Raw genomic sequence first — 23,932 nt, 5'->3', positions numbered from 1 at the left:
GGAAATATGGTAAAATTATCTTATGTTGATATCGGGGCATCCGGAGTATTCGCGGCTTGGCATAAGGGGGCGCGGAAGAGACCGGAAATATCGGAAATTCCATGTCGCCTTACGAGGAAAGCTGCGGAGGTCTTGAAAGCTATAGACGATCGGATAAATCGAATCTAACCAAGGAGTGACGGGATGCAGGCTATTCTCGATTACCATCATTCGTTTTACCAGAATATCTTTACAGCCCAAAGCGGAATTGATCAAGATCTTGGGAAAAAGGACGTGCGCATACTTGACGGCTTTATTCGACAGCAAGAGATTGTCAAACAATTTTATCAACGATATTATTGCGAAAATTCAAAGCCGCGGCTCGTTCTGTGCGGTATCAACCCCGGTCGGAGAGGGGCCGGCAAAACCGGAGTTCCTTTTCTGGACTTCAAATCATTGTCTCAATTGATGCCGGAAATCAATAACAACGACGAAGAGCTCAGCGCTCAGTTTGTGTTTAAGGTTATAGCACATTTTGGCGCAGACACTTTTTTTCAGCATGTGTACTTAACGAACATATCCTGGTTTGGCTTTGAAGGAACGAATAATGGAAGAAAGGTCAATGTCAACTATTATGAATTGGATGATCACGAGCAAATGATATTTACCCGTGGCTTTATTGAGGAAATGAAAGTGGTAAAGCCGGCATGCATTATTCCTCTCAGCGAAAAGGTGGAGAAAACGTTACAAAGGATGAATCTTCCATACCCTCTCGGCCCCAAATTATACCACCCCTACTATTGCTCCATTAAAACAAATACTGAAAAAGGCTTTCAAGAATACGTGCGGGTAATCAGCGATCATATTCAAAACTCCAATTATGGCACCGGATGACGGAAACGCCGGCATTAGCTCTAAATCCTCGAAGCCTTTCGACGAAAAAACATTCGGAAATAAAATACAGGCTGCCGATTGCGTTGAAAATCGACAGCCTGTTTTCATGGACGGGGAGTATGCCCGAAGGAAGCGGGGCACTCTAGAAGCGGACAGAAATGAAGCTAAGGAGGAATTTTAACCAATGACATTGCTTGCAAAAAAGACGGACAAGAAGCAGCCGCCGCCTGCGGCGACTTCACCGACAGTCGGACAATACCTTTTCGATTGTCTGAAAGCGGAAGGCGTCACTGAAATTTTCGGCATTCCCGGCGATTACAATTTCAGTCTTCTGGATACGTTGGAGCAATATGAAGGAATCCAATTTGTCAACGGGCGCAACGAACTGGGAGCGGGATATGCTTCAGACGGCTACGGGCGAATCCGAGGCTTGTCGGCGCTGATTACAACATTCGGTGTCGGAGAGATGAGCGCCTGCAATACGATCGCGGGAGCAAATAGCGAATACGTACCGCTTATACATATCGTCGGGGCTCCGAAATCGACGGATCAGCAGGCGCATAAACTGATGCATCATACGCTGCTGAACGGCGATTTCGACGTGTTCCGGCAGATGTACACGCATCTATGTGCGTACACGGCGGTGCTGACGCCGGAGAATGCCGAACAGGAGATTCCGACGGCCCTGCGCATCGCCAAGCGAACGCGCAAGCCCGTGTACCTGATGGCAGCCATCGATCTGGTTACAAAGCCCATCGTGAAGCGCACTGTTCCGGAGGAGAAGCAAGCTGCAACAAGCCAGCCTGCCCTTGAGGCGGCCGTTCAGCATATTCGCCGCCTGTTGAACGGAACAAGCAGTGTTGTGCTGCTGTCAGACATACTGGCGCTCCGCTGCGGGCTCAGGGATTACGTGCAGCAGCTGGCGCTTCGCTTAAACGTGCCGGCCGCTTCACTCTTGCTTGGCAAGAGCGGCTTTGACGAACGGCATCCGAATTATATCGGGGTATACGGCGGCGCTTTCGGCAGCGGGCAGGTGAGAACTATTGTCGAAAGTGCAGATTGCATTATTGCGGTCGGAATGGTCTGGACGGACATTAATTCGGCGAATGAAACGGCCAAGCTTGACCGTCTTCGGCTCATCGACATCCAGCCGGAGTTTGTTCGGGTGGGAGAAACGATGTATGAGCGCGTTATGGCGACCGATCTGATCGCCGCCTTAAATGCGATCGGATGGCGCCAAAGCGCTGCTCTGCCGCAGGTTGCCTTCCCTTATGACGCGATAACCGGCGAGCCGGATCAGTCTATTCGCGCGGCATCGTATTACCCGCGCTTCCAGCGTATGCTGAAGGACAAAGATATAGTAGTAGTCGAGACAGGGACTTTTGCTTATGGGATGTCGCAGGTCCGTCTTCCGGCAGGAGCCGATTATATATGTCAACAAGGCTGGCAGAGCATCGGCTATGCAACGCCAGCCGCATTCGGGGCTTGCATCGCTGCACCGAACAGGCGCGTCCTGCTGTTTACGGGAGATGGCTCCCTGCAGCTTACGGTTCAGGAAATAAGTACTATGCTGGACAACCGCTGCCGGCCGATTCTGTTTATATTGAACAACAGCGGCTACACGATCGAAAAATATTTGAACGTCTATACATCCGATCAGCAATACAATCAAATCCCATCCTGGCGTTATACATTGCTGGCCGAGGCTTTTGGCGGGCAGGCTTTTACGGCCCGGGTGCGCACAAACCGGGAGCTCGATGATGCGATTGCCGCGGCAGAGCAAGCGCAAATGAGCCGACTGTGCATCATTGAGCTGATCGTCTCCGATCCGATAGATGCGCCGGATTACTTGATCCGGCTTCGCAAGCATTTGGAGGAGCAGAGACGGCTGATGGGGTAGCTGCGGCGGCTTATCCTTCAGTTGTAACATCTGGCGCACTCCGGGGAGTGCGCTTTTTTGGTGGAAAATCCAACGGAAAACCTGCAACATTATGTAAAATGATCACGTTTATTATACATGAATGTTGATTGCTGCCATGAAAGAAATTAACCGGGAGAAGGTGCACAGCATGCGAAAAAAATGGACAGTTCTGCTGAGTGCGGTCGTGGCCGCGGCATTATTCGGCGGATCGGCCTATTCAGCCGGCGGGATTAAGCTCATTGTTAACGGAAATTTGATTACACCTGAAGTTCCTCCGCAGATTATTGAAGGCAACACAATGGTGCCGATTCGGGCGGTTTCCGAAGCGTTGGGGGCCAAGGTGAACTGGAACGCCTCCGAGCAAACCGTTACGGTCGACCTGCCCGACAGATCGTCTCAGCAGCGGCAAATCGAATTGCTTCAAAGCGCAATTGCCCCGTCGTCAGCACAAGCAGCGGTACAAACTTGGGCCGACGCGGTGAAAAGCCGGAACGGCGCCGTTCAATATGCTGTTCTGTCGCCAGCTTTGCAAGGTCAGACGGTCAAACAATATGAGGAATTGGGCTGGGTAACCGGAACGTCCAGTCCATGGGTAGAAAGCTATCAGCTGTCGGCGGGCGTAAAGTCAGATGCAGGTATAAATTATGACGTCCAGTTCCAATTGAAAACTTCGAGCGGGGATGCCGGAGTCGAAAAGGCGAAGGTTACCGCCGGATCGCTGGATGGCAAATGGTTTATTACAGGATTGCAGGCTGCTGACGGATCGGGCGGTCTGAACGGAATTACCGTTGTCCCGTCCGGATCGGGGCATACCCCTGCGGCTCAAGCTCTTACTAACGCGGCAGGAATTCAAATGATGAGTAATGGTGCCGGTTGGGCTTGGGGGGACGAGGGAGAGCAGCCGGTATTATTAAAAACGGAAGACAATGGAGCTCGTTGGAGCCAAGTATCCCTTGACGGCGTCAATCTGTCCCAAATAAGCTTGGCCAAAGTATACTTCAACGATGCCCGAAACGGTTGGATCAGTTGGTCGGATGAAAAGGCGATGTACATCGCAGGAACAACGGACGGAGGCGGGCAATGGAAGGTACAGACCATTGAAGGCTTGCACCATCCCGTTCAATTCACTTTTGCCGATTCGCAGCACGGCTGGTTGATTACCGCTGGGGATGCAGCTATGATGCATAGTCAAAAAACGGTTTACCGTACCGAGGACAGCGGTGCTTCCTGGAAGGTTGTATCCGACACAGGCGACGGATCCGCGGCGAATACAGGCTTGCCGGCTCTCGGCAGTATTACTGGGATAACGTTCCGCACAACGAATGACGGTTTTGCGGCGATGGATAATCCTGTGAGCCCGGAGCTGTTGTTCTTTCGTACATCGAACGGGGGTCAATCCTGGAACGCTGCGGCGCTTCCGATACCTGAACGGCTTCAGGGCAAGGTTGAATTTTCCTCATTGTCCGCACCTGTTTTTTCAGGGGATCAAAAACGAGACGGCATTATGACGGTCCGCTTCGGCAGCGGGTCGGGCCATACGCTTGTTACTTATACTACACATGACGGTGGAATAACGTGGAACGGTCATGAATTACCGGCTTCAATCGCGCTTAATTCACAGATGCAAACGGCCTTCGCCGATGCCGCACACGGCTGGCTGCTGAACGGTAGTGTCTTGTACAGCACGGGGAATGGGGGTGTTTCGTGGAATCAAGTAGCGACCGACGATGTGTTCGGTCAATCGGTTGGAAACGATCCGGCCATTCGCGGGTTTACATTTGATAGGCAGCACGGCTTGCTGGTCGTCGGGGACCATGATCCGAAGAGTGCCCGGGTCATCGAAACGAACGATGGTGGCAGCAACTGGAAACCACTCCAACTGCAAGCGCAGTAATCTCCTAGATAAAAAGCTAAAAGTAAGAAGTCTGTTAGTAGCAGGCTTCTTTTTCTTTTTTAATAGGGCAGGTCGAATCTCTTGACATCTAATGATGTAGACGGACGAGAGAGCGGAAATAGTTAAAATCCATACTCGCCGTCTCTATTCGAAATTTACTCTGATTTCATCTACCTTTAAGTTGATATTAAGAGTAAGAGAGCATTATAGATGATGTGAGCCGGCACTTATAACCCTTATTTTTAATTGACGACGAGACTATATTATAAAACGGAGGTTGCAATCATGGATGATAATAAAAAAGATTTCATACACCCGGAAAACGATAGCGAACATCAAGGAAACAACAAGGACCCGGAAGTAGAATCCGGAGACATTACGGTGCAGCCCCGATTCTTTGAATTTTCTCCCTCTGCCGAGAAAGGCCATTGGAACGGTTCCCGTAAAAAACGTTCCTCCGTCAAAAGCATGCTGGCCGCATTTTTGGCGGGCGCGTTGGTGGTAGGAGGCCTGATGTACGCATCCGACAAGATGAATTTGTTTGCCGGCATCCAGGTTCCGATAGTTTCAGATGTTTCTGCCGCAAGCCAGCCAAGCAGCGGAAGCGGTGAAGCTACAACCGCTTCGGTCGATATGCGGCCTAACAATATTGCTGATATTGCCAAACAGGCCGGTCCGGCAGTCGTTAAAATCGAAACGAAGGTAAAGCCAAAAAGCGGAGGCGGCAACAACCCGTTAAGCAATGATCCGTTTTTCCGGCAGTTCTTCGGAGGCGGCAACGAATCGCAGCAGCAGGATCAAAGCCAAGAGCTTCAGCCTGCAGGCATCGGATCCGGTTTTATTTTTGAATCATCCGGTTATATTTTGACGAATGAGCATGTCATTGACGGTGCGGATGAAATTGATGTCACTATTCAAGGCTATGATAAGCCGTTTCAAGCCAAGCTTCTGGGAAACAGCTATGACTTGGACTTGGCTGTTTTGAAGATAGAGGGCAGCAGCCCGTTCCCAACATTGCCTATCGGCGACTCGGATAATGCAAAGGTAGGCGAATGGGTCGTTGCGATCGGCAATCCGTATGATTTCGATTATACGGTTACGGCTGGATTGATTAGCGCCAAGGAACGGCCGATCAGTATTCCGGATGATAACGGGACGAGGGAATACAAACATTTGATCCAAACGGATGCGGCCATCAACCCGGGTAATTCCGGCGGTCCGCTTCTGAATCTTAACGGCGAGGTTATCGGTATTAATACGGCGGTGAGTTCACAGGCTCAGGGCATCGGCTTTGCCATTCCAACCAACACGATCAGCTCTGTTTTGGATCAATTAAAAAATAACGTCCAAATTCCGAAGGAGCCGATACCTTATCTCGGAGTAAGTCTCGAACAATTGACTAATGATATGTTAAGCGATTTGAAGCTCAAAAATACAGACGGCGCGTTAGTAACGGATGTACAACGAAAAACGCCGGCATTCGAGGCCGGTATTCGGCCGTATGATGTTATCACCGCAGTGAACGGCGCAAATATTTCAACGCCTGCGGAATTGACCAAAAAAGTACAAGCGATGAAAGCTGGAGACAAAGTGACGTTGACGATTATCCGAAACGGCAATAGCCAAGAAATCGCGGTCACGGTCGGCGATCGTAACGCCAACAACGACCAGCAATAAACGTAGGTGACAAAGACTAAAATTCTTGCAATTAAATAAGGCTTAACAAGGGGGATCCGGTTCTTGTCCTAATTTAGAGACAAAAACCGGGTCCTCCATATATATTTATTTTGCAGTAATCGAATTAATCTGATCGTTAAAGATAGAACGCAAAAATGCTTTTACTTCTTCGTTTCCGGTTAATTGAAGCGAGACGGGCCTCCCCAAATACGTTTGTATTCAACACGCTGATCCTTTGTAAAAACTGTATGACGACAAGCAACGGGTATTTGATTACTCATGTTTTTATCCCCTTTTCTTTTTTCATTTACTTCACCTTCCCATGCGAGCTATAATTTAATCATAAAACTTAAAGCTAACTTTAAGTCAAGAGGTGATGTTTATGGCAGAGCTTAGCATCGGTCGGTTGTCTGCAATGGCAGATGTGAATGCATCGACTCTGCGCTATTATGAATCCGTTGGTTTGCTGCCTTCTCCGGAACGGAAAAACGGCCAGCGTCGATATGACGAAAGTATTCTTGACCGCATCCATTTTATTAAAGTGGCGCAGCAGACCGGATTCAGCATTCAAGAAATCGCGGTTTTATTAGAGGGCTTTGAAACCGATAACTCGCTTTCCGAGCGATGGGAGCATATGGCGAAGCAGAAACGATCCGAGCTAGAGGAGAGAAAGAGACAAATCAATTCCATGATACAAATTCTAGACAACGGCTTAAGCTGCAAGTGCATCACCTGGTCGGAATGTTTGGAGAAGATACAAAAGACGGGTACATGTTAGAAAGGGGTTTGTTTTTGTGCTGATATCTATATTTATTTTTGTGCTTGCCGGACTCGCTGAAATTGGCGGGGGTTACATGGTTTGGCTTTGGCTGCGGGAATCGAAGCCCCTTTGGTATGGCATTGTCGGGAGCATCGTCCTCATCTTGTACGGGATTATTCCAACGCTTCAAAGCTTCCCGTCATTTGGGCGAGTCTACGCGGCTTATGGCGGCGTGTTTGTTATTCTCGCTGTTTTATGGGGATGGCTCGTCGATAAGAAGGCGCCAGATATGTACGATTGGATAGGAGCTGCCGTTTGCATGGCAGGCGTGTCCATCATGCTATGGGCGCCAAGAAGTTAATAAGTTCATGATTCACTCAGAATCAAGTTAATCATTAGAACAGCCTGGAACCTCGTGTTCCAGGCTGTTTTCGCTGTTCATCGGAGGACTGCACCATCTGCCATTGTAAAATAACACTGTTAGCCATTCGTTGCCGTGGTATTCATTAACCAAGTTCTTGGATTAATTTTTTGAATGTATAATAAGCAGGTTTCGGCGTATAATCATCCCGCATGATTCCAAATTGATGGAAGAGATCATCTTTGGAGCTATCCGCGTCCCGGAGTCCGAAAAGCACATAGTGGGAAATATTGAGCTGTTGACGCAGATGATAAATGGTTCGTATCACTGTTTCGAGAACTTTCGATTGGTGCTCGCAGGATCTTTTTATATCGGCAAGCGGGTTCTTTCCGGTTGGCCATCCGTTTTCGGTAACCCGTATAGGGATAGACGCCGGTATTCCGCACATTGCCAAATCGTGTTCTCTTAGATTCCGGAGCGTTCGTTCTACGGATGCCGGTACTTCCGTTAAATCGAGCGGTTCCTCAAATACATCCACATAAAAATTATGTCCGACAAAATCAACGGAGTCGACAAACGCTTTTCCGCCAAGTTCAGCAAGATCTTTCCAAAAATGAGGAACCGACACATCGCTTTCCGGTACGGAGCCGAATCCAACTTTGACCTGAAGATTGCGAGCACGTATTTCTTGCTTGGCCGCAATGACGCCTTCGACCAAAGCTTGCTGCACATACGGCTTCGAACCTTCCATAAAAGTCAAGTTGGGTTCGTTCGTAATTTGGAGCGAAGCTAGATGGGGACCGTATTGCCGAATGATTTTGCGAATAAAATCGAGCCAGGAGTCAAGGTCGATATCCGGTTCCTGGAGACATCCCGTTGTCAAGTCCCCTAATAAACCTGCATGGAGATAGCGTTCCGCTACCGATAACATTTTGGATTCCGATTCGGGCCCTGTATAAATGATGTAGTTCCTCGGAAGCAGTGTTTTCGTGTCGCCTCGAAGATCTTGAAGCGCAAGTTGAATTTTATCGTAATCGTCTTGCGGTCCGACAGCCAAGCCGGTAGGTGTGCCGGCCACCCCAAGCGGATAAATACCAAACGTTAATCCTGATGAAGCCATTCAGATCACCATTCCTTTTTTAAACATTTTTATTATTGCAGAGATGGGGAACAATTATTCATGCATTTACTTAATCCGAGCTGATAAAAGTTAATAATTATTTACTAAATGATATAAGACAAATTTTCAATAACGTGATATAATCTTTATATTACTTTAGAAAGTATAAAATTATATTTAGCATATGTCAATTCATTTTGAAGAAAATAGTAAAGGAATGTGTACCAATTGAATTTGATAACCGAACAAATCGCCGCTAATTTTGTACAATTGCTTCCATTGGTTTACAACAAGCTTAACAAGCCGGCCAGCAAAAACACGGCTGTCACAAGACCGTCAGATTTGACTCATTTGCAGCTTCATATATTGGAGGAGTTGTTTCACGCTAAAGAAGGAGTTTCCATGACCCAGCTTTCCCAACATATTAGCATTTCCAAGCAGCAGCTTACTCCTCTGATCATGAAGCTGGAGGAAAAGGACTATGTGTCAAAAGTGCAGGATCACACCGATAGACGGTCCGTCATTCTCATGCTGACTGAAAAAGGCAGAACTACGGTGTTGAAACGCTGGGGGGAGTTCCACCGCTTATTTTGCAACCAAATAAATACACTTAGCGATGATGATCTTTCAGATCTGGACTATGCGATTAAAAAAATTATTCGGATTTTTGGCAAGCTGGGTAATGAAGTATAGTGCCGAAACGCTTGCCGTCTGATCGTGAATGTCCGCATTATTTGCGAATCGGGATCATACAAATTCAAATTGAGCACAATAACCACAACAGGGGGTTGAATCCATGTCGACTCAATCGATAATTCAATTCATCATCATCGCCGTTATCATCGTACTCGTCATATGGCTCAGGTCGCGCGGCAAAGATAAGCCCATACGCAATAAAGGCATCGGTATGCTGATTCCCGTTGTTTTGCTGCTCATTATATTCAGCTTTTCCATTAATTCATTGGCTCATATCCCCGATCATCCGTTCCATCTGCCGGCGATTTGGGAAATATTGTGTGCCGGTGTTCTCGGAATCGCGCTAGGCAGCATCATGCTATATCATACAGGTTACGAGAAGCGGGAGGACGGACTGATCTATGCCAAACGCAACAAAAACTTTAAGTATGTGATCATCGCTATCATTATTATTCGAGTGGCGCTGTCCCAATATTTCAAAGGTCTGGATTATACGGAATTTACGATTCTGACGATGGTAATGGCTTACTTGTACATTTGCGTCTGGCGCGTAGGCAGCTTTATCAAGTTCCGTCAGGTTAGCAATAGTTGATCTGAAACGTCAATTTACCCATAAATAAAAAATCCGTAACCAATTATGGTTGCGGATTTTTTTTGGCCTCTGGTAAAAGCTCCGACGGGTTGATCCATTATGAATAGACGGTGGTCGAGGAACAATCCGCTTGGCAGAACGGAGGTCCATTCATGCAGCCTGTTAAAGGTTGCGTGAATGCATTGGTTGCATGGTAAAACCGTCATGCTTGCTTTTGCAGTTTGCCCGGCTGCTTTTTCCCCATCGAGAAACTGACAAGCGCAGACACTAACGCTAACGCTACAACGAGGCTTGCCATCCATGGATTGTAAAGAACGGTGGAATTGGCATTTATTAACGCACCGCCCGCTCCGGCTCCCGCAGCTAATCCCAAGTGAATAATCGATGTGTTCACACTGAGAATAAGACCAGATGACTGGGGCGCTTGTTGGATAAAATACGTTTGAGTGGCTGGACCCGCCATGAACAGAGAGATCACCATAACGGAGATCAGTACTAATCCGATGATAGTCGATTCGGCATAAAGGGGCAGCAGAGCCAGAACTGCAGCATGAACGATAGTGCTGAAAGCTATGATGCGAGCGGCACCCCACCGATCGATGCTATAACCGCCCAAGCGCGTACCGACTGCGCCGAATATACCAAAAGCAAGCATGATGATACTAATGCTGGAAGCTTTAATATGAAGAATGTCTTGCATAAACGGCGTTAAATACGTAAACAGGACGGAATTGCCTGATTCCCTGAAAAAGGAAAGGAACAAACCGCTTACGATAACGACACTTCCCAGCACTTTGAATTGTTGACGGAATGATATCGGCGCATCCCCTTCAATCTCCGGAAGCAGGCGGGAAATTACGAATGTAATCGCCAGGCTGAATAGGCCTAAAATCAAGAAAATCGCTTGCCAGCTCAACCAGTTCGTAACGACTATTCCGATCGGCACACCCAAAATCATAGCGCTGCTGAATCCGAGAACGATCGTGCTGATCGCACTGCCTAACTTCTCGGGAGGAACGATTTTGGCAGCAGCACCGAATGCTACGACAATATAGACTCCTGAGCTTACCCCCAAAATGATGCGAGCCGCGATCAAGGTCGAGATATCCGGACTCCAAAAGGAAGCCAGACACCCCAGGATGAAAGCCGCCAATGAGCCTATCAGCACTTTTCTGCGTTCCATCCGGGAAGTCAGCGATACCAAGACGGGCGTTCCAATCGCAAAGGCCAGCGAGTAGGCCGTGATCAATTGCCCGGCAACGGCAATGGATATATTTAAGTCTTGAGCAAGTACGCGAAGAATTCCGGCGACAACCAGCTCGGATGTAGCCGTTAGAAATACGCCAAGGGCAAGTACGTAAATAGTCAATCGATTCATACATGTTCATTCCTTTCCATTTATGTTATTGTCATTATAGAGCGGTAACGATAATATTGTAAGAAGGCAATGTATTTGGACATAAGCAATCTATTTTGACTAACTTACTATTTGTAAGGGGATGATCGAATTGGCGGAACAAGCTTCTTCCAAATCATGTTCGGAAACCGGAAATTCCAGCATCTGCGAAGTTCTTCAAATTCTCGGGGCAAAATGGGCTTTTCTGGTACTCAACGAATTGCTTAGCGGGCCGCAACGATTTAATCAGCTTCAAAGAAACGTATCTATTATTAAAACCCAGTCCCTGACCGATACACTCCGTCACTTGGAGCATAACGGTCTTGTTTTACGTCAAGTTTTCCCGACAGTGCCTGTAACCGTTGAATATTCATTAACAGAGAAGGGGAGCGATTTCCAAACCGCTCTGAAGGAAATGGATAAATGGGTGCAGAAGTGGGGGAATTCGCAGCAAATGAACGAAAAAACGAGCATTTCTTCTTAAAAGAGACAATAAAAAATAATCGACCTGTCCAAGAAAAAAGCGCATAAACTACAACAATTCCTGCATGGGCGATCCTACTATGCGGGAATTTTCATTCAAGTATCAATTGATTCGTTGGATGCAGTACTTCTCTACTATTGACAGCCCGGCTGTGTGAGTTATGGTTTAAATAATAGAAAGCCGCACGAGTATGATTGGGGGTTCGTCATTTTGGCAGGTTGCAGTTTTCAATTATTAGGCAGCTTGAAAATCGCCTTCGACGACGAGGCCATTACGGAAATTCCCGGCAAAAAGGCCGGACTGCTGTTGTCGTACTTGATTCTCGCTTTTGACATGCCGTTAAGCAGGAAGCATATCGCCTTTGATTTTTGGCCGGATTCCACCGAAAAGCAAGCCCTTTCCAATCTACGCAAACTCATTCACGATCTTCGGGAATGCCTTCCGCTAATAGACCGGTATCTCCAAGTTACTCCCACATCCATGCAATGGAAGCATGAATTGCCCTGCTACTCGGATGTGCGCGAGTTTGAACAGGCGGCGCAAGGAAAAACTCTCTACGAGCTGCGGAAAGCGGAAGAGCTGTACCGGGGTGAGCTTCTGCCCGGATTTTACGAGGAATGGCTTATTGCGAAGCGGGAATTGTTAGCGCAAACATATTTGAACGTACTTGATAAGCTCATTTCTATTTTGGAAAGTCAGCGGGAGTACTCGTCGGCTGTATTTTTTGCGAATAAACTGCTGCTCCAAAATAAATTAAGAGAGGAAACATACCGTACGCTGATGCGCCTGAATGCCTTGAATAAAGATATGGTAGGCGTCGTACAAATCTATGAGCAGCTGCGCTGCGTTCTTGAAGCCGAGCTCGGGATTGCTCCCGCGGAGGAGACATTGCAGCTATTTGGAAGACTCACGGAGAACGGAGGCAATCATTCGGCAGTCGAGTACAGGCAAACTCCGCTAATCGGCAGAATCGACGAATGGAGTAATATGCTGAGCGTTTGGCAGCAGGCTAAGTCGGGCAGAACCTCCATGCTGCTATTGAAAGGTGAGGCGGGAATCGGCAAAACCAGATTGGCCCTGGAATTTAAAGCATGGGTAGAAAGCCAGGGGATTCAAACGGCATTTGCCGGCTGCTACCCAACGGTGCGGTCGCTGTCCTATACGCCGGTGACAAGCTGGCTTAGGAGCCTTCCCTTGCCGCAGATGAATCCGGTATGGTTGTCGGAGCTGGCCCGGCTGCTGCCGGAGTTGTTCGAACGAATCCCCGGCCTGCCGATGCCGGACCTCATTAAGGAAAATTGGCAGCTTACCAAATGGTATGAAGCGATAGAGCGGATGCTGCTCGCCGAACAACCGCTGCTGCTTATCCTTGACGATATTCAATGGAGCGACAGGGAAACGCTCCAATTTATTTCCTATCTTCTTCGCAGCGGTTCCAAAGCCAAGCTGCTCGTGCTCGCCACAATGAGAACGGATGAATCTGCGGACGATGCCGTCGGTCATTTTTTCTCCGGACTTCGAATCGAGCTGAAAATAACGGATATCGAGCTTGCGCCGTTCGGCGAGGAAGACACGAAACGGCTGATGGCCGCTATTGTCGGCAATGCTTTAGCGGATCGGAATTCATCCGGGTTGTATAAGGAAACAGGCGGAAATCCGCTGTTCATTGTAGAAACGATGAGGGAATGGCAAAGAGGCAGCAGCAACAACGAATTCCGACTTTCGCCATTGGTCAGAACCATCATTGAAAACCGGTTAAGCAGGCTTTCGCCGGAAAGTATACAGCTTCTATTGACCGCCGCGGCCGTCGGAAGGCCCGTATTGCCGGAATTTATGGCGATTATTCTGGAAATGAGAGAAGAGGCCGTTCTCGAGAAAATGGAGCAGCTCGTGCAGCTGAAAATTATACTGGAGGTTGGGGAGGGGCAATACGATTTTACGCATGACATTGTAAGAGAAGTCGCCTACAAATTGAAAAACGACAGCAGGCGCCGCCAATGTCATCGGCAAATTGCACGCAGTTTGAGCGAGTTTCATCATGGACAGCCTGAAGCCGTTGCCGCAGAAATCGCCTTGCATTACGAGCTTGCAGGTATGGAGAAGGAAGCCATCGTCTATTATGAAATGGCCGCATTGGCGGCAGAGAAGATCTACGCCAATGATACGCGGATCAAATATTATCAGAAGCTGTGCGCCTTGCTTTCTCCCGAACAAATCCTGCCTGTCCTCATGAAGCTCGGCGATGCTTTGATCATAGCGGGAGATTGGAACGAAGCGGAGAGGACTTACAGACAATGGCTCGAACATTCTGAAAACTCCGCTAGCGTCCGGGAACGATCTCTTTGTGACGTAGCGTTGGGCAATTGTTTACGATTGCAGGGCAAATATGAGGAAGCCGGTTTTCATTTGGAGCGGGCGCTGCGCTGCTATGAGCTGATGGAGGACCATTCCGGACTGAGTTCCGTCTATGTAACGCTTGGCGTCTTGCATTACTATCGGGGATATTACGAGAAAGCGCTGTATTATTTGAAGAAAAGGACGGAATTGCCCCATGCCGGAAATCAGGCCCAGGAGGATTGCCGGGTTTTCGGTATTATAGGTCATCTGTTTTATGATCAATGCGAATACGATCAAGCGATTCATTGGATCAAGAAGCAAATCGGGCTCGCTATAGAGAGCCGGGACAGGTATACTATCGAGCAAGCCATGGGCATATTGGCGATGGTTTATATGGACTTGGATGAAATGGATCAGGCTTTTGGCTTCATCGCCGATAAGTTGAAGATCAGCCGCTCGATCGGTGACCGGATGGGCTTCGCTAATGCTCATGGTATGTTGGGCAAGTACTATTGGTATCTCGGACATCATGAGCGTGCGGCGCCATGCATCATCTATTGTCTCGAAGAAGCCGTTGTGGTCAAGGATTGGCGAGTCGCGGCCATCATGCTAAGCTACGAGGGGCGCAACCTGCTGGCGCAGCAGCGGTTAGATGAAGCCGACCTTATGATCGACCGCTCGATTCGTCTGTTCAATCAACTGCGCACCCCTTACTTCGCATGCGAAACGCTCTATTTCATGAGCTTGCTGAGGCAGTGCCAGAATCAATACGAAAACGCTGTGAAGACTGCGGAAGAAGCGCTGGACATCGCCAATCGGCTCAAACGGAAAGATATGCGGATCAACCTCCTTGTGCAGCTATCGTATTTGAGGACGGACTTGGGATGGATAAGTTCCGTCGAAGCCGCGGATCAGCTGCAGCGGATGCTGGAACAATATCCCGGTCAACAAGAACAGGCAGCCCTTCGCTACGCGATGTGGAAGCTGAATCCCCAATCGCAGGAGCATCGGTCAGCTGCTCTATTATTGAATAGAGAGCTTTACCTCAAGTCGGGCAAAAAACAATATTTCGACCGGTGCGGCGAGCTTAACGGCTTCTGCCCGGCCTACGCGGCGCGTCCGCTGCCACAGCTTGCGGTGGAAATCGCGCAGTCCAATAAAATCTCCCCGAAAATTTTGGATGAAATCGATCAATATTTGAGCCGGTAACAACTTGAAACGCTTTTGAAGCGCTCCCTTCTTTAGAATGGTTCTGAAGAAGGGATTTTTTTTGTCTTCACAGCAATCAATAGTTTCGACATTCTGAACGGGGCGAATAACGCGATGTAGGAACAAATTGGTTCTGCGGGTCAAATTTGAATAGAAGGGAACTTGCTTATGAAGTACAAGAAATCGCGTCATGCTTTGTTCTTTTTTGTTTTGTTGCTGACCGGTCTGTTTCCGCTCCATTCCGCGACGGCGATTGCTGTTGATTTAAACAAAGAAATTAATTTGATCCCTGATATTAAGGTAAACCCGGATATTTACAATCTAATACCAAGCTCAAATGGCGTGAAAAGATGGGAGTTTGCAGCAGAAGGAAGTATAAACTCCACCCCGGCGATCGGCGCAGACGGTACCGTCTATGTCGGATCTAACGATAGGAAGCTCTACGCGCTCCAGCCGGATGGCACGAAAAAACCAACGAAAAAGTGGGAGTTCGTAACAGGAGGCAATGTGGAGGCCTCTCCGGTGATCGGTCCGGACGGTACCATTTATTTCGGCTCAGAAGATTCCAAGCTTTATGCGGTCAAGCCGGACGGCGCGAAGAAATGGGAGTTCGTATCAGGAGGCTATCTGCCAACCACCCCAGCGATCGGTGCAGACGGTACCATCTATTTCGGTTCCAGTCCTATAAATATGCTGTATGCGATCAAGCCCGACGGCATTAAGAAATGGGAGTTTGCAACAGGCGAGTATACATTCTCCGCACCGGCGATCGGTCCGGATGGCACCATCTATATCGGTTCCGGCAGCGGGCTGCATGCGATCAGGCCGGACGGAACACAAAAATGGCTTTTTGCAATTAGAGCAGGTGTCCACCGTTCATCAGCTGGGATCGGTGCAGACGGTACCATTTATATTGGTGCTCTTGACGGAAAGCTGTACGCGATCAAGCCGGACGGCACGAAGAAATGGGAGTTCGAAACGGGAGAATTTATCCTCTCCAAACCGGTGATCGGCGCAGACGGCACCATCTATCTCAGTTCTATCGATAAGAAGCTGTACGCGATCAAACCGGACGGTACGAAGAAATGGGAATTTTTAACCGGCAGTTTTATTGAAGCGACACCGGCGATTGCTGTGGATGGCACCATCTATGTCGGTTCTTATGACAAGAAGCTGTATGCGATCAAGCCGAACGGCACGAAGAAATGGGAGTTCGCAACAGGAGGGGAATTGCACAGATCTTCTCCGGTAATCGGTCCTGATGGAGCCGTGTATATAGGATCGTTTGACAATAAAATTTACGCTGTCGGAGCGGTTTTCGTAAGCGAAGTAAGCCTTAATAAAACCGCACTTACATTACAAGCAGGACAAAGCGAGGCGCTTCAGGCGACAGTTAAGCCTGATAACGCTACATTCAAAGACATAGCGTGGTCCAGCAGCGACGGCGGCATCGCTTCGGTCGACAATACCGGCAAAGTGACGGGCATCTCGCCGGGGAAGGCTACGATAACGGCAACTGCGGAGAGCGGAGGATACTACAAACAATGCGTCGTGACCGTAACCGCAGCGAACAATGCACCTGCGCCCGGTAATGCGCCAGCGCCCGGCAATGCGCCCGCACCCGGAGATGCGCCCGTGCCCGTGCCCGGCAACGCAGCCGTGCCCGGGGATGCAGGCGTGCCCGGCAATGCGCCCGCGCCCGGCAATGTGCCAGCGCCCGGAGATGCACCTGCGCCCGGAGATGCGCCCGTGCCCGGCAACGCAGCCGTGCCCGGGGATGCAGGCGTGCCCGGCAATGCGCCCGCGCCCGGCAATGTGCCAGCGCCCGGAGATGCACCTGCGCCCGGAGATGCGCCCGTGCCCGGCAACGCGCCCGCGACTAACCTCCCCCTTTCAGACATCGACGGGCACTGGGCGAAAGCAAGCATCGTCCAGGCGGTGGATAGAGGAATCGTGAACGGCTATCCCGACGGCACCTTCAAACCGGATCACAACGTCAGCCGCGCCGAGTTAGCCGTACTGCTGATGAACGCGCTGAAGCCTTCCGGCAAAGGCGCGGCGCTAACCTTCGAAGACAAGGATGCAATCGGCTCATGGGCAGTCAAGGAGATCGCGCAGTGCGTAGAGCTTGGCATTATAAATGGTTATCCCGACGGCACATTTCAGCCCGACAAAACCATCAGCCACGCCGAGATGATCACCATGGTTGTCAGGGCGGCGAACTTGCCGACCGCGGACGGGGCAGCGACCGGGTACCTGGATAACGCGGATATTCCGGATTTTGCCAAAAGCAGTGCCGCGGCAGCCGAACGGTACGGCATCCTCGGGTACATTACCGACAACAAATTCAAGCCGGACGAATGGTCGACCCGTGCCGAGTCGGCAACCGCGATCATGAACATGCTGAAACAGATAAATTAACCGGCGTATTCACAATATTACAGCCATTTGAAAAACCGTAGAAAAACTAAAATTTTGAAACGCTTTTGAAGCGCTCCTTTCTTTAGAATGGTTCTGAAGAAGGGGAGGTGCGCCCTTTATGTTACAAATTGTATCAATCGGAGGTGTTGTAATGAATGCACGTATTCCAAAACCGATGCACATCGCCATTTCACTAGCTATCCTTTTATATGTGATCTTCTCTTATTTTCCGAATTTCGTATTTGCCCAAGATCCTGCTTGTACTTCCAATTTTACAACCAAGCCGATGGTTGCCGGAGGAGGCGACCATACTGTTGCCCTGAAAAGCGACGGAACAGTGTGGGCATGGGGGAATAACTACTCCGGCAAACTCGGAGACGGTTCAAATATTAATCGTGCTTCTCCTGTACAAGTGAGCGGTTTGTGCGGAGTTGTCGCCATTACAGCAGGATGGTGGCATAACGCTGCATTGAAAAATGACGGAACGGTGTGGATTTGGGGGAACAATCAGTATGGCCAGCTCGGAAACGGAACCAATACGGCAAGTTTTGTCCCTGTGCAAGTGAACGCTCTGAGCGAAGTTGCCGCCATTGCAGCAGGATCATTTCATACCGTAGCCCTGAAAAACGATGGAACGGTATGGACGTGGGGAAACAACTACAGTGGAGAACTCGGCTACAAAACCAACCCGGCCAACGGAACCGTAGGGTACAATCCTAAACCTTTGCAAGTGAGCGGACTTATTGATGTAAAAGCCATTGCAGCAGGATTCGGGGTCGGTGATACTTCCGGGTATACAGCCGCCTTGAAAAATGACGGAACCGTATGGACGTGGGGATCCAACAGATATGCCCAACTCGGATACGGCACGAATAGGTACAACAACACTCCAAACTATACACCCGAGCAGGTACCTGATGTGAGCGGGGTAGATTCAATTGCATTAGGAGCCATTCATGCCGTTGTCCTGAAAAACGATGGAGCGGTATGGGCGTGGGGAAGCAACGGCAGCGGGCAGCTCGGAGACGGAACAACGACCTCCGGTCTCTCTCCGGTGAAAGTACTGATTAGCCTTAATCCTAAGCAAGAGCTTAGTGGTGTCGTCTCAATTGCGGCAACAGGAGAGCATACGATGGCCCTGTTAAACGACGGAACGGTACGGACGTGGGGAAAAAACGATGACGGTCAACTCGGAGACAGAACGTCTCAGGGACGTTCACTTGCAATGAAGCCCGATTTGAACGGTAATTTCGTTTCTATTGGATCAGGATGGAATCATTCGATGGCCGTAAAGGAGGACGGAAGCGTATGGATGTGGGGAAACAACTATTATCGCCAGCTCGGATACGATACGTCAACTCCTCAGGATCCTAATTATAACGCGCCTTCCAGTATTCCTTATCCGGTTGGGGGATTCAGCGTAACCGCAACCAATCCAACCTTGGCGCTTATAGGGAAACAGCGTTTGTTTTATCCGGAATGGTCAACCGATCCTGCCCATTTAACTGCTTATTTAAATAATCCGGGAGAGGGGCTTGCCAATATAACGTTTAAAATTATACCAAGTCCCGGGTTGAGCCTTGTTGACGGCGACGCTGTTCATGTGATCGATACAATCGCTGCTGGAACGACGGCTGCAACAACATGGAGAGTGAAGCCGGTTGCAGAAGGTACCCATCAAGCAACTGTGAACGCTTATCGGGATGGAGAAGCCTCGCCGTTTGCCACAGCTTCTTATCAATTCGAAGCATTACCGCCTGTTGTACCGCCGAATGTTAATTTGGGGGGGATAAGCGGGTATCAGCGTGACGGCACTCCGGTTGCGAGCAGATCAGCCCAGCTTATGTTCAATATGAACGTTTTTATTCCGTGCCAGAATGTCAGGTTAATTGCAACGGATGCTGCCGGACATAAATATGTAGTTCAAAATCAATTCACAAGCGCAGCTTCATTTAGTCCGTCTCAAGTGGGGTTAACGGCTTCGCCGATCACCGTTGAGATTGTTGCAGATTGTCTCGATCCGATACAATTCAATATAGAATTAATCGATCCGAGCGGTATTGTATACAATGTGGCGCGCGGAGATGAGAAGGTTTGGCCGCTGCCAGGCGCTAAGGTTGTTTTGCAATACTATGATCCTGCGTTAAGCAAATGGGTCGATATGAGCGATGAAGACTACCCGGGGAGATTAGAGCCGATCACCAATCCTCAAATTACCGGCGAAGACGGCCGGTATGCTTGGGATACTGCGGCAGGGCAATATCGGGTGACTGTCAGCCGTCCCGGATTTCAAAGCGCTGTTAGCCGTGTCGTTGATGTTCCGCCCCCGGTAACGGATTTGCACGTAGGATTAACTCCTACGGACAAGGTTCCGCCAAGCCTCTCGGTAAGCGGTGCGACCTATGGAGCAGCATATACGCAACCCGTTACCATACAATTCAGCGCGTCCGACGATGAATCGGGCGTTCGATCTATAACCTATCAAGTGGATCATGGCGATTTGCAGCAAGCAAGCGGCAGCAGCGGTTCTTTCCTTGTAAGTGCGCCGGGCCCGCATACCGTTGATTTTACGGTCGCCGATCATGCCGGAAATGTATTTGCCCAAACAATAATGTTTACGATTGCCGAGCCGTCAACGGAACATGCCAATTATACCGTGACCTTCAACAGCAACGGCGGTTCGCCGGTGAGCAGTCAAACGGTAAGCAAGGGGAGTACGGCAGCCAAGCCAGCCGATCCGACCAAATCCGGTTTTAGCTTCGCAGGCTGGTTCATCGACAGCGGATTGACAGCGGCGTTTGATTTCACAACCGTGATTGCCGGGGATACCGCGCTTTACGCTAAGTGGACGGCAAGCAGCTACGCGGCGGACTTGAGCGCTTTGCTGCTTTCGGACGGTATGCTGAGCCCTGCGTTTGCCTCCGGCACGACAAGCTATTCGGCTAGCGTGGCGAACGGCGTGCCGTCACTGACGGTAACGGCGTCGGTATACAATGCTACCTATGCCAGTGTGACGGCTAGCGTGTACAACGTCTCCGGCGTGCTGGCGGGCGGGCCGTTCACTTTAACGAGCGGCGCAGCGTCTCCGTCGCTTCCGCTGAGCGTCGGCAGCAATACGATTAAGGTAGCTGTAACCGCGCAGGACGGAGCTTCGAAGGTGTATACGGTAACCGTAACTCGTGCGGCGGCTTCGTCCCGCGGCGGATCCGGTTCATCCGGCGGCGGTACGGGCAATGTCTCCAACGGCACGACGCCGTTCCGAATCATCGTTGACGGCAAGGAGGTTGAGCAAATCGCCACAGCCGCCGTATCGGAAGAGGGAGATAGAACGATATTTACGGTGACGATAGATACGGCTCAATTGTCGGAGCTGCTTGCCAAAGCGGGAGACCGGCCGATGATCGTTATTCCCGTCTCGGCAAGCGCGGACAAAGTGACGGTGATTTTGGCCGGAGACGCAGTGAAAGCGCTGGAAAACAAGCAGGCTACGCTGGATATTAGGACGACTAACGGGAGCTACAAGCTGCCTGCAGCGGAAATCCGGATCGATTCCTTTTCGAAGCAGCTAGGAGAGTATTTGAAATTGTCGGATATCATCGTCGGTATAGACATTGCAAAGAGCGATTCCGCAAAAGTTAAGCTGATGGAGAATGCGGCTGAAAAAGGACGTTTTACTATCGTCGCTCGGCCGGTTGATTTCACGGTGGCCGCCTCTTATAGCGGCAAAACGGTGTACGCCGACAAGTTCAACTCGTATGTAAAACGTGAAATTCCGCTTCCGGACGGTGCAGACCCGAGCAAAATGACGACGGCCGTCGTGTTGGAGGCAGAAGGAATAACCCGCCATGCGCCGACATACGTTACATTACGGGACGGGAAGTATTATGCGGTCATCCACAGCTTGACGAACAGTACGTATTCCCTTATTTGGCATCCCATGACTTTTGCAGATGTAGAGGGGCATTGGGCGAAACTTGCGGTGAATGATATGGCGTCACGGATGGTGGTTAACGGAGTCGATGAGAATCGATACCAACCGGATGGGGACATTACCCGCGCGGAGTTCGCGGCAATCATCGTGCGGGCGCTGGGATTAGCCGATAGCGGGAAAACTGCCGGTTTCACGGATGTGAAGTCCAGCGATTGGTACGTCGGTGCGGTTGCGAAAGCGCAGGAGTATGGGATCATAGAAGGGTACGAGGACCAAACGTTCCGCCCGATGAAGACGATCTCTCGCCAAGAAGCCATGGTGATGATCGCACAGGCGATGAAGCTTGCGGGACTGGAAACGAATATTAGCTCAAGTAGCACGGATGCAATACTATCCAAATTTACGGATAGCTCGGCAGTTCACGCCTGGGCCAAGCAAGCGGCAGCCGCGGTCGTTTCAATCGGTCTGGTCAACGGCTCCGACGCGGGATTGCTCCCGGCCAGCAACATCACAAGAGCGGAAACGGCGGCAATCGTTCAACGGCTGCTGGAGAAGGCATTTACGATCGGCGAGTAAATTTCCACAGTAAGTTAAACCGGGAATGATAGTCCTATTAACCGGATTAATCAGGATAGCGAAAGAAGGATGGAAATCGCAACGAATTCTCGCGACAATGGCATTGGCCATCAGGTGGGCGGCTTAAAGCGGGAAGCTCATATTCTATTAATTATCACAGCACAACGACAAACTATGTAAAGACTTGTTTACTTTTTCAAGGAAGCAACGTATAATGTCGATAAATAAAATGTTGTGTGTTACAGGAGGAGTCTGCCATTAGGTAGGCTTTTTTTGCCTTTTTTTGGTCAGGGGACCTCACACATGATTTTATTTTGATGGGAGGCGCTTCAAGCGATATTTCACGGATTTATGGGATAAACTAACGAATAACAATTTATGGGAGGCACTATGGAACAACACGCCATTTGGGCAATCACTATTTTTCTTGTCATTTACGGATTAATCATTTCGGAGAAGATTCATCGTACTATTGTGGCCATGATCGGTGGTTTACTGATGGTAGTCCTGGGTATAATTGACCAGGAGACCGCTTTGCATCATATTGATTTCAACACATTAGGACTTCTGATCGGTATGATGATTATTGTCAGCATAACTGCGGAGACTGGATTGTTTAAGTATATTGCTGTCTTATCCGCAAAAAAAGCACACGGCGATCCGGTACGGATTATGATATCTCTAGCAGTTATCACTGCTGTTGGATCGGCTTTTTTGGATAATGTCACGACCGTACTGCTTATGGTGCCCGTCACATTCAGTATTACAAGACAACTAAAGGTAAACCCGGTACCTTTTCTGATCACACAAATTTTTGCCTCAAATATTGGAGGAACTGCAACATTGATTGGAGATCCGCCGAATATTATGATCGGCAGTGCAGTGAAGGAATTAACTTTTATGTCATTCATCGTGAATCTGGCACCGGTCGCAGTAATCATTATGGCTATCCATATTCCTATTTTTATCTGGTTATTCAGTAAGCAAGTTCAAACGACGCCTGAGCTACAGCGCAGCATCATGGAATTGGATGAACGTGAAGTACTGACGGATCGGAATCTCCTCAATAAATGCCTGATTATTTTGGGCCTGACCATTATCGGTTTCTTTATGCATCAAATGCTGCATCTAGAATCGGCAACGGTTGCATTGGCCGGCGCATTTCTTCTGCTGCTGTTGACAGGCGAGCACAAAATGGAAGATGCGTTTACCAAGGTAGAGTGGATGACAATCTTTTTCTTCGTCGGTTTATTCGTACTCGTGTCGGGACTCGTAGAGACCGGTGTCATAGCCCAATTGGCTGCGAAAGCAATTGAACTGACAGGTGGGAATTTGATAGCTACTTCTATGTTAATATTATGGATAAGTGCTATTGCTTCTGCTTTCCTCGACAATATACCGTTTGTCGCAACCATGATACCGATGATTCAAGAGATGGGCAATATGGGCGTCAGCAACCTGGAACCACTCTGGTGGAGCCTTGCACTAGGTGCATGCTTAGGTGGAAACGGATCACTGATTGGCGCGAGCGCAAATTTAATTGTTGCAGGAATGTCAGGAAAAGAAGGACATCCGATACGGTTTATTTCGTTTATAAAATATGGTTTCCCGTTGATGCTGCTTTCGATAATTATATCAAGTGTGTACGTATTTCTTCGCTATCTAATATAAAGGAGAATGAGCT

General features: G+C 49.2%; 15 protein-coding genes. 13 read left to right on the top strand and 2 right to left on the bottom strand.

Annotation, left to right across the window (positions count from 1 at the left end; genetic code table 11):
- Positions 1 to 183 precede the first annotated feature (183 nt).
- The 6 genes from E1757_RS10805 to E1757_RS10780 all read left to right on the top strand — a co-directional run bounded on the left by E1757_RS10805 (position 184) and on the right by E1757_RS10780 (position 7,486).
- Positions 184 to 873, top strand: coding sequence for a uracil-DNA glycosylase family protein (locus E1757_RS10805; RefSeq protein WP_133227670.1), 690 nt, complete (start codon positions 184 to 186; stop codon positions 871 to 873).
- Between the two features lie 184 nt (positions 874 to 1,057).
- Complete coding sequence (locus tag E1757_RS10800) at positions 1,058 to 2,773, top strand: alpha-keto acid decarboxylase family protein (protein WP_133227668.1); 1,716 nt, start codon at positions 1,058 to 1,060, stop codon at positions 2,771 to 2,773.
- Positions 2,774 to 2,942: 169 nt separating this feature from the next.
- Entirely contained in the window at positions 2,943 to 4,688 is a 1,746-nt protein-coding gene (locus E1757_RS10795; RefSeq protein WP_165972068.1) for a YCF48-related protein, read from the top strand.
- A gap of 285 nt (positions 4,689 to 4,973) precedes the next feature.
- Positions 4,974 to 6,365, top strand: a complete 1,392-nt coding sequence (locus E1757_RS10790; protein ID WP_133227664.1) for a S1C family serine protease — start codon at positions 4,974 to 4,976, stop codon at positions 6,363 to 6,365.
- Positions 6,366 to 6,747: 382 nt separating this feature from the next.
- Complete coding sequence (locus E1757_RS10785) at positions 6,748 to 7,143, top strand: MerR family transcriptional regulator (RefSeq protein WP_133227662.1); 396 nt, start codon at positions 6,748 to 6,750, stop codon at positions 7,141 to 7,143.
- 16 nt (positions 7,144 to 7,159) lie between these two features.
- A complete protein-coding gene (locus E1757_RS10780) occupies positions 7,160 to 7,486 on the top strand; it encodes a YnfA family protein (protein WP_133227660.1) in 327 nt (108 codons plus the stop codon).
- Between the two features lie 145 nt (positions 7,487 to 7,631).
- On the opposite strand, the gene E1757_RS36435 is transcribed toward E1757_RS10780, so the two are convergent.
- Positions 7,632 to 8,216, bottom strand: coding sequence for a hypothetical protein (locus E1757_RS36435; protein WP_246079133.1), 585 nt, complete (start codon positions 8,214 to 8,216; stop codon positions 7,632 to 7,634).
- A gap of 618 nt (positions 8,217 to 8,834) precedes the next feature.
- On the opposite strand from E1757_RS36435, the gene E1757_RS10770 reads away from it, so the two are divergent.
- Positions 8,835 to 9,299, top strand: a complete 465-nt coding sequence (locus E1757_RS10770; RefSeq protein ID WP_246079132.1) for a MarR family winged helix-turn-helix transcriptional regulator — start codon at positions 8,835 to 8,837, stop codon at positions 9,297 to 9,299.
- 103 nt (positions 9,300 to 9,402) lie between these two features.
- Entirely contained in the window at positions 9,403 to 9,894 is a 492-nt protein-coding gene (locus tag E1757_RS10765; RefSeq protein ID WP_133227656.1) for a CcdC protein domain-containing protein, read from the top strand.
- Between the two features lie 202 nt (positions 9,895 to 10,096).
- Here E1757_RS10765 and E1757_RS10760 read toward each other — a convergent pair whose 3' ends face one another.
- Positions 10,097 to 11,272, bottom strand: a complete 1,176-nt coding sequence (locus E1757_RS10760; protein ID WP_133227654.1) for an MFS transporter — start codon at positions 11,270 to 11,272, stop codon at positions 10,097 to 10,099.
- 130 nt (positions 11,273 to 11,402) lie between these two features.
- On the opposite strand from E1757_RS10760, the gene E1757_RS10755 reads away from it, so the two are divergent.
- The 5 genes from E1757_RS10755 to E1757_RS10735 all read left to right on the top strand — a co-directional run bounded on the left by E1757_RS10755 (position 11,403) and on the right by E1757_RS10735 (position 23,919).
- Positions 11,403 to 11,774, top strand: a complete 372-nt coding sequence (locus E1757_RS10755) for a winged helix-turn-helix transcriptional regulator (protein ID WP_246079131.1) — start codon at positions 11,403 to 11,405, stop codon at positions 11,772 to 11,774.
- Between the two features lie 210 nt (positions 11,775 to 11,984).
- Positions 11,985 to 15,320 carry a tetratricopeptide repeat protein gene (locus tag E1757_RS10750; protein WP_133227650.1) on the top strand — a complete coding sequence of 1,112 codons (3,336 nt, stop codon included), beginning with the start codon at positions 11,985 to 11,987 and terminating at the stop codon, positions 15,318 to 15,320.
- Between the two features lie 168 nt (positions 15,321 to 15,488).
- Positions 15,489 to 17,741, top strand: coding sequence for an S-layer homology domain-containing protein (locus E1757_RS10745; RefSeq protein ID WP_133227648.1), 2,253 nt, complete (start codon positions 15,489 to 15,491; stop codon positions 17,739 to 17,741).
- A gap of 151 nt (positions 17,742 to 17,892) precedes the next feature.
- Positions 17,893 to 22,248 carry an RCC1 domain-containing protein gene (locus E1757_RS10740; RefSeq protein WP_165972067.1) on the top strand — a complete coding sequence of 1,452 codons (4,356 nt, stop codon included), beginning with the start codon at positions 17,893 to 17,895 and terminating at the stop codon, positions 22,246 to 22,248.
- 390 nt (positions 22,249 to 22,638) lie between these two features.
- Positions 22,639 to 23,919 carry an ArsB/NhaD family transporter gene (locus E1757_RS10735; protein ID WP_133227644.1) on the top strand — a complete coding sequence of 427 codons (1,281 nt, stop codon included), beginning with the start codon at positions 22,639 to 22,641 and terminating at the stop codon, positions 23,917 to 23,919.
- Positions 23,920 to 23,932: the final 13 nt, after the last annotated feature.

Source organism: Paenibacillus piri, from assembly GCF_004354045.1.
Taxonomy (GTDB): Bacteria; Bacillota; Bacilli; order Paenibacillales; family NBRC-103111; genus Paenibacillus_S; species Paenibacillus_S piri.
Note: the sequence above shows the minus strand (reverse complement) of the source record. Positions and strands in the feature narration are given on the sequence as shown.